Source organism: Microbacterium sp. Bi128 (assembly GCF_918698205.1).
This window is the reverse complement of sequence record NZ_CAKKMM010001411.1, coordinates 1-1,301: the sequence shown is the minus strand read 5'-3', so window position 1 is coordinate 1,301 and position 1,301 is coordinate 1. Positions and strand designations below refer to the sequence as shown.

The 1,301-nt window shown below is 69.0% G+C and carries 1 protein-coding gene; it reads left to right on the top strand.

Annotated features, from left to right (window positions below; translation table 11 throughout):
• Positions 1-222 precede the first annotated feature (222 nt).
• Positions 223-1,301 (top strand): glycosyltransferase (locus LQV45_RS33225; protein ID WP_230011977.1); only part of this gene is annotated, 1,079 nt, incomplete at its 3' end.

The following is a 1,301-nucleotide window of genomic DNA, read 5'->3' as shown; positions in this document are numbered from 1 at the left end:
GGTTCCAGGATCGCCCAGATGCCCGGCCAGTCCTCCGGGCGGGCCTCCCGGATGGTCCAGCCGGCTGCAGGTTCTTGTCCTGTCGTTGTGTTCACAGCGGCCACGTTAGCAGCACGCCCCGGTCTGCGAACCGAACGGCCCCGTGAACCGGCCGGCACTTCAGGAGTAATGTTTTATCGACATGCATTGGGCAGAAAGAAATGGGCAGAGGAAAGGGGAACCGTGTCGCTGATCCGCCGCGTCGCTTTCCTTTCCCTGCACACCTCGCCCATGGAACAGCCCGGCTCCGGTGACGCCGGCGGCATGAACGTGTACGTCCGGGCGCTGGCCGCGGCCCTCGCCGAGACCGGCGTGGAAGTGGAGATCTTCACCCGGTCCACCTCGGCCACGCAGCCCGCCGTCGAACACCCGTCCCCGGGCGTGTGCGTGCACAACGTCCTCGCCGGCCCGCCCCGTAAGCTGCCCAAGGAGGAGCTCCCGGGGCTCCTGCACAGCATGGTGGCCGAGATCAACCGGATCCGGCTGCTCCAGCCGCACGGCCGGTATGACGTCATCCATTCCCATTACTGGGTCTCCGGGGTGGCCGGGCTGGAGCTCGCGGAGCTGTGGCGGCTGCCCCTCGTCCACACCATGCACACGATGGCGAAGGTCAAGAACCAGCTCCTCGAGTCCGGCGAACAGCCCGAGCCGCGGCGGCGTGAGGACGGCGAGCACCGGATTGTCGACGGCGCGACCCGGCTGATCGCCAATACCGGCACCGAAGCGGCCGAGCTGGTCTCGCACTACAACGCCGACATCGACCACATCGACGTCGCGCCGCCCGGCGTGGACCTGGCCGTCTTCACGCCGGCCTTCAGGAACCGGGCCAGGGCCCAGCACGGCATCGCCCCGGGCAAGTTCCATCTGCTGTTCGCAGGCCGTATCCAGCGGCTCAAGGGCCCGCAGATCCTGATCAAGGCGGCGGCGCTCCTGCGCTCCCGGCGCCCGGACATCGACCTGCAGCTGACCATCCTGGGGGCCGTCAGCGGCGCCAAGGACTTCAACCTCAAGACGCTGATCAGCGCCGCCGGAATGGACGACGTCGCCACCCACCACCCGCCGGTGAACGCCCCGGAGCTGGCCGGCTGGTACCGGTCCGCCGACGTCGTGGTGATGCCCTCCTACAGCGAGTCCTTCGGCCTGGTGGCGCTGGAGGCGCAGGCCTGCGGAACGCCGGTCCTCGCCACGAAAGTCGGCGGCCTCTCCCGCGCCGTCCAGGACGGACGGACCGGGATGCTGATCGAGGGCCACAAGGCCAGCGA